This window comes from Terrimonas ferruginea DSM 30193, from assembly GCF_000425585.1.
Classification (GTDB): Bacteria; Bacteroidota; Bacteroidia; order Chitinophagales; family Chitinophagaceae; genus Terrimonas; species Terrimonas ferruginea.
In genome coordinates, this window is sequence record NZ_KE384401.1 from 122,950 (window position 1) to 139,102 (window position 16,153).

Annotated in this window: 10 protein-coding genes; 6 read left to right on the plus strand and 4 right to left on the minus strand. The window is 48.8% G+C overall.

Features of this window, described 5'->3' with window-relative positions; genetic code table 11:
* Positions 1 to 30 precede the first annotated feature (30 nt).
* From H608_RS22965 to H608_RS0118385, 3 genes are all read right to left on the minus strand, one after another.
* A complete protein-coding gene (locus H608_RS22965; RefSeq protein WP_162142902.1) occupies positions 31 to 2,142 on the minus strand; it encodes a S9 family peptidase in 2,112 nt (703 codons plus the stop codon).
* Positions 2,143 to 2,227: 85 nt separating this feature from the next.
* A complete protein-coding gene (locus tag H608_RS0118380; protein ID WP_081658949.1) occupies positions 2,228 to 3,481 on the minus strand; it encodes an RNA polymerase sigma factor in 1,254 nt (417 codons plus the stop codon).
* Positions 3,465 to 3,818, minus strand: coding sequence for a YciI family protein (locus tag H608_RS0118385; RefSeq protein ID WP_028788969.1), 354 nt, complete (start codon positions 3,816 to 3,818; stop codon positions 3,465 to 3,467). Before H608_RS0118385 ends, H608_RS0118380 begins: the two co-directional genes overlap by 17 nt.
* A gap of 161 nt (positions 3,819 to 3,979) precedes the next feature.
* Between H608_RS0118385 and H608_RS0118390 the strand changes: the two genes are divergently transcribed.
* The 4 genes from H608_RS0118390 (at position 3,980) to H608_RS0118405 (ending at position 9,593) form a co-directional block, all read left to right on the plus strand.
* The gene (locus tag H608_RS0118390) at positions 3,980 to 5,476 is read left to right on the plus strand and encodes a T9SS type A sorting domain-containing protein (protein WP_028788970.1); all 1,497 of its coding nucleotides are present in this window, start codon (positions 3,980 to 3,982) and stop codon (positions 5,474 to 5,476) included.
* A 44-nt stretch (positions 5,477 to 5,520) separates the two neighbouring features.
* Entirely contained in the window at positions 5,521 to 5,976 is a 456-nt protein-coding gene (locus H608_RS0118395) for a GNAT family N-acetyltransferase (RefSeq protein ID WP_028788971.1), read from the plus strand.
* Positions 5,977 to 5,985: 9 nt separating this feature from the next.
* Complete coding sequence (locus H608_RS0118400; RefSeq protein WP_028788972.1) at positions 5,986 to 6,489, plus strand: DinB family protein; 504 nt, start codon at positions 5,986 to 5,988, stop codon at positions 6,487 to 6,489.
* Positions 6,490 to 6,590: 101 nt separating this feature from the next.
* Complete coding sequence (locus tag H608_RS0118405; RefSeq protein ID WP_028788973.1) at positions 6,591 to 9,593, plus strand: sensor histidine kinase; 3,003 nt, start codon at positions 6,591 to 6,593, stop codon at positions 9,591 to 9,593.
* Here H608_RS0118405 and H608_RS0118410 read toward each other — a convergent pair.
* On the minus strand, positions 9,529 to 10,170 hold the full coding sequence (locus tag H608_RS0118410; protein WP_028788974.1) for a response regulator: 642 nt from the start codon (positions 10,168 to 10,170) through the stop codon (positions 9,529 to 9,531). The two genes, H608_RS0118405 and H608_RS0118410, sit on opposite strands and share 65 nt — an antisense overlap.
* Positions 10,171 to 10,570: 400 nt before the next feature.
* Between H608_RS0118410 and H608_RS0118415 the strand changes: the two genes are divergently transcribed.
* Together H608_RS0118415 and H608_RS0118420 are read left to right on the plus strand one after the other, a co-directional pair.
* Positions 10,571 to 12,922 (plus strand): autotransporter outer membrane beta-barrel domain-containing protein, encoded by a 2,352-nt coding sequence (locus H608_RS0118415; protein WP_028788975.1) that lies wholly within the window; start codon positions 10,571 to 10,573, stop codon positions 12,920 to 12,922.
* 20 nt (positions 12,923 to 12,942) lie between these two features.
* Complete coding sequence (locus H608_RS0118420) at positions 12,943 to 16,053, plus strand: T9SS type A sorting domain-containing protein (protein ID WP_028788976.1); 3,111 nt, start codon at positions 12,943 to 12,945, stop codon at positions 16,051 to 16,053.
* Positions 16,054 to 16,153: the final 100 nt, after the last annotated feature.

A 16,153-nucleotide genomic window follows, 5' to 3' on the forward strand; every position in this document is an offset into this window, starting at 1 on the left:
AGCCATTTTCTTTGGTATAAAACTACAGACTTACTTTAAAAAATCAGGGATAGGTTTGTTTAACAGGTAGCGGTAATAAAAACGGGCTGTTTCATTTTTATTGTGCAGCCACTTATCCCCCCGGAAACCATGACCCTGGCCGGGATAAAACGACAGCTCAAAGTGTTTTCCGAGGTTCTGTAAGGTATCGGCAACCTGCAATACATGTTGCGGATGAACGTTGTCGTCGGCCGTGCCGTGTACGATACGCAGGAAACCTTTGTAGCGGTGCGCGTAATGTTCCACCGCAGTGATCTTGTACCCTTCGGGGTTTTCCTCCGGCGAATCCATGTAACGTTCGGTGTAATGGGTGTCGTAAAGTTTCCAGTTTGTATTGGGCCAGTGTGAAAGTCCGTAGTTGAATACATCGGCGCCATAGGTCAATGCCATACAGGTCATGTAACCGCCAAAACTATAACCCATAATGGCCAGTTTTGACGTATCGGCCCAGGATTGTTGTTTAAGCCATCGTCCTACTGCCATGAAATCTTCGATTTCCATGATGCCGGTCCGGCGATGAATTTCATCCATTCCTTTTTTTCCAAAATGGCCACTGCTGCGGTTGTCGGCCGTTACCTGTATCATGCCCTCCTGCGCCCACCAGATATCGGCGAGCGGTGTATTCCATTCGTCATATACTTTGCCTGCATTGGGGCCGCCATAGACATACAACATCATCGGATATTTTTTAGCGCTGTCAAACCCGATCGGGTAGGTGATCACAACGGGCAGCTCATATTTGCCATCCGTAGTTTTAACGCGGTTAAAGGTTTTCCCGGGCAACGCATAGTTGTCGAAATCGGCCCCTTTGGCATTGCCAAGTTCCCGTACGGTCTTTCCCTGGAAATCCAGCACTACCAACTGATCGGGTGTATGAATATTAGAACGTTTTACAACGATGTATTTATTGGAAGGAGAAAAATACACATCCTGTAAATTATAGTCACCTTGCGTTACGCGACGGAGATTTTTTCCATCTGATTTCATTTCATAGATGTCAGTGCGGGCAGAGTTTTCTTTGCGGGCAGTGAACCACAACAGGTTCTTCTTCGGGTCTGTTTTGATGACAAATCCGCAACTGTAGTCTCCACTGGTCAGTTGCCTGATCTCACGGCCGTTCATCTCATGTAAATAAAAATGAGGCCATCCCGAACGATAGGAACGCAATATGAAATGTTTGCCGTCTTCCAGGAAGCGAACGTTAACGCCTTCGCCGATGGCCACCCATGTAGGTTGCTTTTCATCATATACTTCGCGTTTACTACCGCTCAGCGGATCTACGGCGTATAGTTTTAAATTGTTCTGCGCACGGTTAAGCCATTTTACCCACAACTGATTATCGGGGGCAAAAAACGGGATACCGAAATACTGATCATCGTTCTCCCTGAAATCGGCCCAGGTTATTTTGGATGTGGCAACTTCCACAATGCCGATGCGAACCCGCGGGTTGTGGTCGCCGGGCTGGGGGAAACGTTGTTTTTGCCAGTTACCTGTTTTGCCTGGTGACTGATAGAGCATGAAAACCGGAACATTTGATTCATCAAAACGCATGAATGCGAGATAACGCCCGTCCTCGCTCCACCATACACAGGCAGTCTTTCTACCCGTGATCTCTTCTTCATAAACCCATGAGGCAACGCCATTCAGCAACGAATCATTGCCGTCCCGCGTAATGCGTTGTTCTGTGCCCGTCTGCTGATTGCGCATATACAGGTCATTTTTTCTTATAACCGCTGCCCGGTCGCCCGATGGCGACGGCACATAGTATTGTGCGTCTTTAGGAGCGCTGACAGAGGATTGGGTAGCCGGCTCATTGTATGCGCTGCGGTTGCCAGAGGCAACGTGCACGATAAACTGTTTGCCTTTTTCTTTGATCAGCATACTATCATCGCCCAACCATTTTACGAAAGATGGAACCTCTTTGTATATGGCATTCGGCTGACTTTTGAAAGTCTGCTCATACGAAAGTCGTTTTGATTGTCCGTATGAAGACAAAATTCCGATAGCCATCAGTGTGAGCGCACACCGGCGGAGTTGTTTTCCTTTCATAAATAAAAGCGAAGTGATGTTTGTCTGAAGATCAGGATCAAAGATAGACTGCAAAGCGAAGCAGTAGTTTACAAAAGGCTTAACGACCATTTATTCCGTCATATTGCCCGGGCAATAAAATTGACAGACCTGCGTACTGTCAACCGCATGCTTTTATTTTCTTTTCGAGGAAGCGCTGATCGACGGGGGACTGGGCCAGCGATTTGGCCAGCAGGTAGGCGTTTGCAGCGTCGGCGTATAAACCCGCGCGCTGAAGGAGATGGCCTCTGGCGGCTTCGAGCAGGAAGCCGGGAATTTGATGGAGAGAAGCTGTGCTGTTCAATTCGTGCAGGCAATCTGTCGGATCCGAATAATAACTTTCCGCAATGATGCGATTGAGGATAAGTGAAGCATCTTCCGGATGCAATTCTTCCAATTGACGGTAAAGCATTACGATGGATGGCCAATCGGTGTCTTGGAACATTTTTGCGCAGCAGTGAATAGAGGAAATCAGCGCTTCGAAATGATAACGGCTGATTTGCCTGCCCTGAGTGGCTTTGCGCAAATAGGAGAATCCTTCGGTGATCATACGCTGATCCCACAAGTCGCGGTTTTGTTCTTCGAGCGATAACCATTCGCCTGCATCTGTTAGCCTTGCCGGAAACCTGGATAACGTGAGAAACTGCAGCGCCAGCAAGGCGGCAGTTTGTTCACGGTTGATGGTGACGGTGTCAAATACAATGCGCGTCAACCGTATCGCTTCGTAACAAAGATCGGGATCGATGCCTTTTGCTTTTCTCGTAGTCTTGTAACCTTCGTTGAAGAGTAAATAAAGAATGGTGAGTACAAGCGGTAAACGGTCGCCGTCGATCGGGGAGGCCTGTGTGAGCTGTTGCAGTGGTTGTTGCCGGAGTAAAGCCTTGCTGCGTGTCAGGCTTTTTTTGACCGCCTCCTGTTGCATGCGCAATGCGTTGGCTATTTCGGGTACCCCGAACCCGCAGAGAATATGCAGGGTGAGGATAATTTGATTTTTTTCCGATATCACGGGCTGGCAGCAGGCGAGTAACAAGCGAAGCTGGCTGTCGAGTATATGCTGCTCATCGATAACGAAGTCAGGTTGTGTTGTGGTTTCCTGCGTCGTGATCGTTTCTTCCAGGTTCATCCGCGCATTTCTTTGCAATGCATTGATGAGTTTATGGCGGCTCACGGTCATCAGCCAGGCTGCGGGATTATCGGGTACGTTGCCGTAGCGCCAACGGACGAGTGCCGCTTCGAATGTGTCCTGGATACAATCGAGAATCGTGTCGAGTTGTTCCAGGCCGAAGCGGCGGCTGAGCACAGCCGCCATCTTTCCCGCATTTTCCCGGAAAAGATGGGCGGTCAGCTTTTCCAGTTGATTATCCCTCTGCTGCATGTGTTTCGATCACTTCACGGATTTCCACCATGCCTCCATTGTTCAACGCGGGACAGCCGGATGCAATGGTTGTGGCTTCTTCGAGTGAAGAGGCAAGCAGAAAATAAAATCCGCTTATGCATTCTTTACTTTCCACATAAGGGCCATCGGTGACCAGGCGGTTCGCGCCCCTGATGTGGCGGCCTTCGGTATCCAGCGGATTACCAGCCTTGAAGTGTCCCTTTTGTACGAGTTCTTCCATCCATTGAAGGTGCGCCTGCATATCGGCCTGCATTTCCTCCGGCGTCATTTGTGTCAGGTCCGTGCTTTCTCGTAATAACAGCAGAAATTCTTTCATGATTTTGTTTTTATAACGAAGTGACAACTTAACAAAGCATAAGGGGACAAAAAAAGATATTTTTTTTAAATCTTTTTGAAGGAGGGGATCGCCATGTACAAAAAAGAACAAACTGATGCGGCAATAAGATTATTTTTGTGGTCACCCTCTAAACCAAATACATGAAAAAACTTTTACCTGCTCTTTTATTCCTTTCCTTTTTCTCTTTGCAACTCCGGGCTCAGGTCTGGTCAACTTTTACGCCGCAACCGGGCGTGAACACGCTTTTTGATGTTTATGCACCTGATGCCAATACGGCTTATGCAACCGGTAACAACGGTTTTGTGCAGGTCTGGAATGGCAGTACCTGGACGCAAATGACCACCGCGGTGTCTGCGCAGCGGTTTGCCGTATGGGCCGCAAATGGTTCTAATATCTGGGCCGGCGGCGCAAGTACCGGTAACCAGCTTACGTACTACAACGGGACATCCTGGTCGAACGTCACGGCTACTACCGGCTGGGCCGGAGGCTCTATCCGCGGCATCTGGGGAACAGCGGCCAACAACGTGTGGTTTTCCGGATCAGCTGCCAGTTCGCCTACGCGTCCACAACTCGTACATTACAATGGGATTGTTTATACATCACGTACGGCAGGTCTGCCGGCAGACTTTGCGGGATTAAAAATCTGGGGAACCGATGCCAACAACGTTTGGGTGGTAGGTACCTCGGGTCTTAATGGTGTGATCGCAAGATGGAATGCGGGCGCTTCTTCCTGGGATGTGCAGTTGAGCGCTGGGTATACGGCAGTTCGGGGTATCTGGGGTTCTGCCCCCAACAATGTATGGGTGGTAGGAGGCAGCGGCAGTGCCGGTAACACTGGCTTCATCCTTCAATGGAACGGTGTAAGCTGGACCGACCGTACTCCTGCCGGTGGTGTTGTTACACTCAACCAGATAGCCGGCAGCAATGCCAACAATATGTGGGCGGTAGGGAATGCCGGAACAATATTAAAATGGGACGGCACAAGCTGGAGCTCCCAGCCATCCGGTACCACACAGGCCCTCAATGGGGTTGCCGTTGGTAAAACCGGCACCGCCAACCGCTTATGGGCGGTAGCTTTCGGAGACGGTACTACCAGTCCGATGTTCACGGCTACTATTTCCATTACACTTCCTGTTAACTGGCTTTCGTTTACTTATAAATGGCTGGGTTCGGATGTGGAACTGAACTGGGCTACCGCTTCGGAAACCAACAACGACTATTTTGTTATCGAACATCAGTTGGAAAATGGTGATTGGGAGGCGTTAGGAAGAAAAGAGGCCAGCGGTAATGAATTAATACAACAGCAATACCGGTTTGTTCATCGCGCGCCGGGTAATGGCCGTCATCAATACCGCATCAAACAGGTGGATAACGATGGACGTTTTACCTACAGCAATGTTATTTCAGTGCGTGCCGGCGCCGGTTCTGCCCTGATCCTGAATAATCCGGTACGTAATAAAAATCTTTCCCTTCGCCTCGATAATACGCAACAGATCAGGGTCGCCGATGTGTCTGGCCGGGTGTGGTTTGATCAACGGAAGAATGCGGGGTTGATTTCGATACCCTTATCATCCTGTCCTGCGGGGATTTATTTCCTGTCAACAGAAAATGGTGTACAGCGGTTTATTCTTGAATAAGAGAAAATTAAATGCAGGGCAGCAATGCCCTGTTTTTTTATACTATGAATATCATCAAGCTTGCCCGGCATGACCGGCCGCGATTGTCCGGCCTGATAAAACTATATGAACAGGTTTTTGAAATGAAGCCTTTCGCTGTTCCTCCGGCAGAATACCTCGATACTTTATTGACAAACCCGGGCATAATTTTTATTGTTGCGGAGGAGGAGGAAAAGATTGTGGGCGGATTGACCGCGCATGTTCTGCACTCGGTCTATTTTACTTCAGCGGAAGTGTATGTATACGACCTGGCTGTATCCGAAGAACTGCAACGAAAGGGCATTGGTACACAACTGATGAAGGCCGTGCAGGAGTATTGCCGTCAACAGGGCTACCGGGAAGTCTTCGTACAGGCAGACCGTCCAGATCAGCATGCGCTGAATTTTTATCAGAAAACAGGCGGCTTACCCGAGGACGTTATTCATTTTACTTATCCGCTGACAGGAACGTCGGCGACATAAACGAGCTGTATGGAAATAACATCTGTTGCATCTTTTCTTCCTTATTTCGATAAAATACGGTTACGTACACGTAAATTAGTGTCAATTATACCTGCCGACAGGCTCGAATGGGCCTATGCATCTGGAAAATTCACGTTAGGCGATCAGGTCCGTCATATCGCCGCGATCTCAAGATATTTATTTGCTGAAGTAGCCGCGGGACGCCCCAATGCCTACAAGGGTTGCGGCCCCGAACTGGCGGCTGATCTGCCATCACTGTTGCTATACTTCGATGAAATGCACCGGCAGACAAAAGAAGTGATCGCGGGAATAGAGGGGGAAGCACTGAAAAAAATGTGCGCGGGTCCTGGTGGGCATGCCTTGCCATCCTGGAAGTGGCTGCGCCTGATGACAGAACACGAAGTGCATCACCGCGGACAACTGTACGTGTATTTAGGATTGTTGGGTATACAAACACCCGCAGTATTGGGAATGACGGCAGAGCAGGTGCAACAGGATGGAACGCAGCACTAGACGAATTACTTTCCGGCAGGCTTAGTTTTTAATGAATGGCTTAATTGACAAACAATCGTGCAACATCCGTTTTTCCCGGAGCAATCCGATGGCATAGCCATATGAAAAGGCTTTGCTGGCCACTTTTATTTTTTTTTCCCTTACTGTCGTTTGCACAAAGCAGAGATCGCCGCATCACTCATTTCAATACAGAAAACGGGCTTCCGCAAAACAGCGTAAGCAATATCAATTTTGATCAACAGGGCTATTGCTGGTTGAGTACGGAGATGGGACTCGTCCGTTTCGACGGAAAAAATTTCAAAACATTCGATGCGCGTAATATACCCGGTCTCACAACCGAACGTATGCGCAATGCCGTTACCGATAGCCAGCAGCGTGTTTTTATTGTTACCGGTGTCGGTCAATTACTTTCGATAAAATCGGATGACCATACCCGGGCGTCCACACCTCGGGTGGTTGCGGATCTGCCACCGGAAGCAAACGCCAAACCACGGCAGAATAATCAGCATTCCTCATTGTCCTATTCGCTGGCATTTTCCGGTTTGTCCGGGCAATCGTACACGGTAATCGACAGGAATCTTTACTACGGGCATGACGGAACCGGAGAACTGATTTATACTGAACCCGAATTCTGGAACAGCCGCTGGCTTATGTTTGGTGAATATTTTATTTCGCTTAAGAATCCCCGTCAATGGAAACTGTGGTACGGCGGAAAAGTGGTACAAAAAAAAATCAGGCTGGAAGGTCCGCTGGCGGCAGATAAAAATTTTCAGCAGGGAAAATTTATCTGTACCAGTAAGAATCAACAGCATTATGTATATGCCGGAACTACTTTATATGCTGTGCGGCTCGAAAACGATACCATCATCAGCAGGATTGCCTTGCAGAAACTGGCGATTCCTGCCATCAATACCGTTTATTATCATCCCCAGCAACGAAAATATTACATCGGTTCGCTGATATCGGGTCTGTATATTATTCCGGCACCGGGATTTCAATATCTGCAAATGGCGGACAATGCACGGGACGAAGGCTTCTTCGCGCAGGCCGTTACACGCAAGGATGAACTGATCTGTGAACGCTATTTGTATAATAGGGAAAGCGAAAGCTATCGCCGGTTACATCTGGCACATCGCCCGGGCGCTTCGGTGTGCCTGCTGAATGACCGGTTTCTTTATTATGGGGAAAATGCGGTGTTGCGACATTATGATATTCATACAGGCAAAGACACAAAGGTTTCCGATCTGGATACGCGGGCTTCCTCTATTTATACAGATAAATATGACACAACAACGCTGCTGGTAACAACCGGTGGTGTATTGCTGAAAATCCGGGAAGATGAAATAGTTGACAGCCGCAACATACCACGGCCAGCTAATATTATGTCTTCGGTCCAATATGGGCGGGATACATTTCTGCTGGCTACGCAATATGGATTGAAATGGTATGACTATACCCGGAACAAAATTTTCCGGACCATATTGGACTCCTTTACTATAAGAGCCGTGGTGCCGGGGCCTGAAGGCGAAGTATGGGTCTCCACTTATGGGGCAGGTTTTTATTTATATGAAAAAGGGAAAGTGCAACCAGTACCGGTTCCGCAATTCACTGCCATGCGGACGGTGCATGCCTTCATTGACGACGGCAAAGGATTTTTCTGGATGCCGACCAATAACGGGCTTTTCAAAGTGGAAAGAAAGGCGCTGCTTGATTATGCACGCGGAAAAAAAGAAGATCCTTATTTCTATTTGTATAATGTTGCCGACGGCCTGCGTACGAATGAATTCAATGGCGGATCAACGCCTTCCTATGTTTGGCTTAACAACGGATGGCTATCGCTTCCATCGATAGAAGGATTAGTACAATTTGATCCGTTGACATTGCCGGCAGACATTCCTTCCAATAAAATTTATATAGATGAAATAAGGCTCGATGATTCGGTTATAGATTTTGCGGCCGATCACAAGCCGGAACTGTCTTCAGGTTATCGCCGTTTTTCGTTGCGGGTGAGCAGTCCTTATTTTGGCAACCGGGAAAATCTTCGCATTGTGTATCGTGTGAAAGACATCGACAATGCGTGGCTGCCATTACCCGATGACGGACAGGTTCAATTAAACCTGCTGCCTGCCGGCAACTACGAGGTGCAGATAAAGAAAATGACAGGAACGACAGCAGTAGATATGTTGACATTTCGTTTTTCTGTTAAGCGTTCTTTCTTTCAGACCTGGTCGTTTTACCTGCTTGTGCTGGCCTTGCTGATCCTGTTGGTGCTGCTTGTGATAAGGATAAGAATACGATTATTGATACGGCGCAATAAACGGCTGGAAGAAGTGATACGGCAGCAGACCCAAAACCTGGCGGATACGGTTTCACGCCTGCAGGTTTCAGAAGCGGAGCTTTTGCAGAGTAACCGTACAAAAGACATGGTGAATACTTTACTGTTGCATGATCTGCGATCGCCGATACGCTTTATGCATACGATGCTGAGTACAATGGCACGCCGCCATACGGAAATGCCAACAGAAGAAATGGCACAATACCTTTCGCTGCTGGAAGTAAGCACGGCCTCATTGAATGATTTTACTCAACGGTTCTTTACGTGGGCGGGTAGTCAGCACAAAGATTTTAAAATAACGGTATCAGAGTTTTCTATTCGCGAGCTTTTCGAAGAGTCAAGCGAACTGTATGGGCCGATAGCTGAGTTGAGTGGCAATAAACTGGAAGTTGCGGACGCTGATTTTTCTGTAAGCACAGATAAAAATATTCTTTCCGCGATTATCCGCAATCTGCTGGACAATGCCTGTAAGCATACGCGGAAAGGAACGATCCGGCTGTCAGCGGAAGAAACTGCTGAAGGGGTTACCATTTGTGTATCGGATACAGGAACCGGGTTTTCCGCAGAAGCGATCAAAGCTTTTCACGATACCGAACGGCTGCCGGGTGACAATGGAAATGGCAGTCTGATCATGCAGGATCTGTTAAACAAAATCGGAGCGGCCATAACGATCAGGTCCAATAATCCGGGAGCAGTTTGTATTGTTAAGCTGAATGTGCTACCAGGCCATGACGGCGTGCCAGACCATCGAGCTCCAACAACGATGTAATACGCAGTTTTTTAAAAATTCGTCCTTTAAATGTGCTGGCCGTAGAAGGGCTGATGGTCAGTGCGGCGGCAATTTCCAATGTGCCTTTTCCCTGTAGTAACAACATGGTCACGTCGAGTTCGCGGGTAGACAACTGTTTCAGCATGTCGTTGCCGGCGGGGGTATTGTTGCCGTCTGTCTGCCTGATGTAACCGGGGAAATAAGGGTGGCCGTTCATGATGGAGAGAATCGCTTTTTTCAACTCTTCGTCTCCGGAATTTTTTGAAATGAATCCATAGGCACCGAGCTGATGACACTTGGGTGCAAAATATTCTTGTGGGTTTACGCTCAGCACCAGGATCTTCAGCAGGGGTTGAAGCTTGATAGCCTTTTCTAATAGCGCGAGACCATTCAATCCGGGCATGTTCATATCCATGATAAGCATGTCGAATTCCTGTTGTTTCAAAAACGAAAAGGCGATATCACCTGAAGTGGCGTGTTCTATTTGTATAGAAAGCTGTGAATTGTTGCGGATCAGCATTTCGAGACCAAGCCGGACTACAACATGGTCATCGGCAATGAGAATTTTAGGGTTCATCGGACGAGAGCAGTTTAGGAATTGGAATAGGATGCAAGGAAATCAGTGCAATAATACTACATGCGGCGTAATGCTGATTAAAAAAAGAAAGCAAGGGTAAACTTGTAGCTGCATTTCTACAAAAAGCCCCATCAAATATCGCGTACTTGCACACGGTCAGTATAGTGAATATCCGGCCTGACCGATACCTGTGAAACCAACCGAAATTATTTATCCGTAATATCTTGTTATGAGCCAAAACCAACTGCTTTTCCTGCAAGCATTCTCCTTGCGACTACACTCTGTTTTTCCTCCTTTGCTATGTAAATAAGGGCTTGCCTTATCAGCCCGTCCATTTATCGGTGACGCTGTTCGTTACCGTCGTTCCTTTTATCCTGTATAAAGACAAAAATCCCTATTGATGAAAAAAAACTACACTCTCTGGAAACGACTGATCGTCGTCTTTCTCCTGTTGCTTGGCGGCTCGGGAATCCTGACAGTTGCGGCACAAGGTTATGTGCACAACAGCCGGACCATTAACCTGGCCGGAGCGGACATTTCGAACGCGCTGGTGACCGACGAAGCCGGCAATAGCTATCAACTGATGGCTACCACGGCCAACAATTTCGCGGTTACTACCGGTGCCGCTCCCACCGGCACAGCACGTAAAGCGCTGCTTATTAAGATGAACATCGATGGTGACATCGTATGGGCGCGTTATATGCCGCAAGGTACGCCCAACACTACTTCGCTGGAATATCGTAAGATGGAATACCGCAATGGTATGTTATACCTGCTCGGTACTACTACGGCCACCAACATTGTGACCACCAACGGATCTGTCGGCGCCGGTGGCGGATCGGATGCGATCTATGCACGCGTGGATGCATCGAATGGTGCGGTGGTTAATACTGCTTACCTCGGTGGCAGCGGCGTTGAAAATGCCGGACTGGATATGAAAGTGTCCAATGGCAATGTGTACGTTACTTATACCACTACTTCTACCGACATAGAAACAACAAATGGAAGCAGTTTCACCGGATCAGGCTTTGATCAGGTGGTACAAAGACTAGATGTTTCGGGTACCATAATATATACCAGCTATACAGGAAGATCTGCTACTGCAACGGAAGCAGTGCTGGCTGCTGACAATAGCAATGCTTACCTGGTAAGAGTGATAGCGGCTGATAACAATTTTACCACCACAAACGGAAGTACCGTAAAAGGAGCGAGTGATTATGGTGTTGTAAAACTAGACAACTCCGGTAATCCTGTGTATCGTTTGCTATATGGTGGCGCTGCGGATGAGTCTATACCCGTAGTGGCCGCACTTAACGGAGAATTATTTTTATATGGTGCCAGCACTTCTGCCGATTATCCGGTTACGGATGGAAGTTCTTTTGCCGGCTCGCCGATTTTGCATGTGCTGACAAAATTTGGTGCCAATGGCGAGGTAATCTATAGCAGTCATCAGGCTGGAGTAGCAGCAGGAACTGATAACCCTTGTATGGTCTATGACAACGGATCACTGTATATGATAACCTCTGGTTTTTTGAGTGAACCCCGTGTGAATGTGACCGATGGGACAACCGGTGGTGCGTATCTTATAAAGATCGATGCTCACAATGGCAGCACACTGTTTGCTACAAGGTTTTTTACCGTCAGAAATTTTCTGAACTCATCAGGATCACAGCTCGCAGTGGACAACGACAAAGTGTATATCGCGATCCCGACACTTAACGTCGCGAATGGTGTAACAACAGACGGCTCTACCAGGCTTGCCAATTCCAGTTCTTATATAGCTGCGTTTACCACTACCGGACGTTTTGTGTTCGGTACTTACCGGTTTACCGGAGCCAGTACGCCCAATGGCGGAACGGCTAACCATTTAGCGGCAAGAAACAATGTGCTTTATGTTTCCGGTGCCCTTACTTCTGCCGGTGCTACGGTAACGATACCGCAAACCGTAGTGGGCAATACGAGTGCAAACTCCGCCGATGTCTCACTGATGCAGTTCCGTTTTTGTCCTCCTATGCCAACAGAGAATACGGTCGGGCCATTAACCCAACCGGTTTGTGCGGAAGGCTTTACGCAACTATTAACCGGTAACAAAGTAGCCGCCTCTTCAGATCAGTTCCCTGTTCTTTACAGAAACGGCGCAGCTATTTACCAGATGGAAATTCCCGCCCGTTATCAGTGGCAGGTTAGTGATAATCCAACTGGTCCGTGGACGAATATCCCTGGTCTGGGAACCCAAAAAGATTATACACCGACTGCTGGTGCTGCAAGCCGCTACTATCGCCGTGTCGTGTTGCCTCCGCTGGGATGCGGCGACGATCCTGTGAGTACTTCTGATGTAGCCGCCGTTATCGTCAGTGCCGATCAGGCGCCGGCTATTGCAAGTGATGTTTACTCCACCTGTGCCGGTACAGCAATTACCATTGCAGCCAACGTTACCGGTGGCGAAGCTCCATATACTTACAATTGGCAAACCGGTCTCGGCACCACCTCATCCATCAGTGTTACTCCCACTGCGAGCAGTGTTTATTCTGTGGTCGTGACCGATAACAAAGGTTGTCAGCAGGTTGGCCAGGCCATCGTGAATGCTTATGCGGCTGATGCAGGTCCTGCCACTACTGCAAGTTGCGGTGGTAAACCGGTGCGTATCGGTACCTTGCCTCCTGCGGGTCTGGCTGGTGTACATATTCATGGAGTCCCGCAACCGGCCTCGACGATCCGACCGTGGCTCAACCACTGGCATCTCCGACCGTAAGCACGGTTTATACCCTGAGCATGACGGTTCCCGTTTCTGGCGGAGGCACCTGTACAACCACCGATCAGATAACCGTAAACGTTGTCGATCCTCCCGTAGTGCCTGACTTTGCAGGAGCCGATCAGGCCGTTTGCAAAGGCGGAACACTTACACTGGGAAGTGCCAATGAAACAGGGTTTACTTTTACCTGGGCTCCGGGTAATTACCTGACTAATATTTCTGCAAGCACTACCACATTTAATGCCGGCAGTGAATTGCCAAATCCTAATTCTTTCACCTACCAGCTCACTGCTACGAAAGGTCAGTGTGCCTTCGTGGATGAAGTAGTTGTGTCTGTACTCGCTGTTGATGCGGGTGAAAATTACTGCGGTCCGCGTACTGTTGGTACTCCCGATCTCATTCCCAATGTTACCGGTAAAGTTTACCTGTGGGAAAAAGTTTCCGGCCCTGGTACGATCACCGGTCCCACCAACCAGGCAATGACCACGGTATCGGCATCTGTTGGCGCACCTACTACTTATCGTCTGAGCGTTTCTTATCTCGGCGCTACCTGCAGCGATGAAGTGGTTGTAGGCGACTGCGGCGCAGAACCCGGTTGCCCCATCGTGCGTATCGATGTGGAAGCCGAACAAGGATGCCCTTCCACCGCATTCGGTGAAGTGAAGCTTCGTGCAGTACCCCGTGGTCTTCCGGCCAACCGCTGGACCTATGCCTGGTCTGCTTCACCCGCTGGTGGTATTTCTGCCAATACCGGCGAAACAATATCTCTTACTGATGGAATCGAAAGAGATATTACGTTAACCATTACAAATGTTGATAACCCGGCGATCACCTGCTCCGAGGTCATTCATGTGAATGGTCCATCCTGGTCACGTCCGGTCTTCAGTGCACAAGATGTTTCTGTTTGTGCGGCCACTCCGGTTTCTATTGGCGCAACAGCCGTAGCCGGTTACAGCTATCTGTGGAATGGTGCGGGAAGTGCGCAACAGACGGTTTCCAATCCGACTGTAACACCAACACAGACTACCAGCTATTTTGTAACGGTAACAGATGATCTCAGCGGATGTACTACGAAAGACACTGCTACTGTTATGATCAAGCCGATCATTAATAATCCGGGCAGTGACTGGACCTCCTGCTCCGCCGCCGTAATACAATTGGGGTCACCTGCACTTGCCGGCTATACTTATTCATGGACACCTGCGGCTGCAGCTTATCAAAACGGTACCTCTGCTACTTCTGCTGAACCACAGGTGCTGGTTGCTGTGTCACAGGATTTCACACTGACTGTTACAGATACTGAAACAGGTTGTACGAAAGATTCAACTGTTCATATCATTATCGATGAGTCTCCGGTCTTACCGGCGATGACCGACAGAACGATCTGCCTCGGATCAAGTGCTGAAATTGGTCTGCCTGCATTGCCGGGTGTTACGTATAGCTGGTCTCCGGCTACCGGACTCAGCAGTACTACCGTTGCACAGCCTGAAGTAAACCCTGTCGCCACAACTACTTACACCGTAGTGGCTACCTACCATGATGCGGGTGGTGCCATAGCCTGTACAAAAACGGGTAGCGTAACGGTAATTGTCAACGCTCCGCAGATCACGATGTCAGATGATGTGATCTGTCCCTCCGGCGCTCTTTACAATCTGGGAACCGGTGTTACCGTAACCGGCGCGAGTACTTATGCATGGTCACCAACTGCGCTCGTTACTACACCAACATCACTGACATCAACTGTGCGCAGTAACCCGACTGTTCCGACAACCTATACACTGACTGCACGAGATGCCAATGGTTGTACCGCTACCGCTTCGAAAACGCTTACTCCGACAATAGTGGCTCCGAAAGCCGGAAGCAACGCAGTGGTATGCGTAGGTAGTTCTATTATACTTGGTGATCCTTCCAATGCCGGAACTGTTACCTGGACCGTAACGCCTGCAATTTCCGCCGGTTCACTGTCCAGTACAACAGCAACACAACCGGTCTTTACTCCTGCTGCTGCTGATGCAGCGAAGAGCTTCACATTTACCATTTCTCAAACAATAGCCGGTTGTACCAGTACGTCTTCTGTTATCATCAATACCAGACAACTGACACTGCCGTCTATGGCTGTGCAAACTGTGTGTGCCAATGCAAGTGCAACCATCGGCGTAACGCCGGTACAGAATATCAGCTATTCCTGGTCGCCGGCAACCGGCCTGGCTAATCCTTTTGCCGCTACAACCACTATTAACCAGGTGACCGGCAACATGACTTATACCCTGACAGCTACGGATCTGAACGGTTGCTTTGCTACCAGCCAGGCAGTGGTAGGTGCATCTGCTACTCCCGCACCAGTAGTAAGTATTCCTCCGATTACTATACCGATCGGTGCAACACCACCGGCATTCCAGCCGCAGGTAAATCCGGGTGCAGGTAACTATACTTATAGCTGGACACCATCCACACGGGTAAACAATCCGTATATCGCGAATGCTACACCTTTGTCATCGGGCATTGGTACCACTACCTATACGCTGACTGTTACCAATGACCAGGGATGTTACTCCACTGCTCAGGTCAATTTCACGGTGACGCCGGTCATCACATTACCGATCACACTCGAACGCTTCGTTGCGCAACAAGTACCTTGCGCTGTTGACCTGGCCTGGGAAATTGCCCATGCGGAGAACTTCTCTCATTTCGACATCGAAAGAAGTGCTGACGGCATCACCTTTGAAAAGATAGGCCGTGCCGGATTCAACAGTTCTGTGCGCATCTATCGCTTTCGCGATGAGAAGGCCAGCGCGGGGAAATGGTTTTACCGGCTGAAAATGACCGACCGTGACGATACACACCGTTACAGCGACGTGGTATCACAGCAGGTTGTCTGTGATAGAACGACTCCATTGAGAGTTTATCCGAATCCCGTACAGGGATTGGTCAACATCGTGAGTGCAACGCCCGTGGAAAGCGTGCAGGTTATTTCTCTTTCCGGTGCGATCGTGATGCGTAAAGATTTCAAGCAACAAACAGCTGCACCGGTTCAGCTTATTTTCAATAAACCACTTGTAAAAGGCATTTACCTCTTACAGGTGATCAGAAAAGATGGAAAATCGGAGTCTGTACGGTTACTCAAAGATTAGTAATCTGCAGACTGGTTTAGAGGCTGCTCCTTCACAGGGGCAGCCTCTTTTTTTTACGAGGCTGCCGCGAGCATGAATCGTCAATAGTGAATCGTGAATA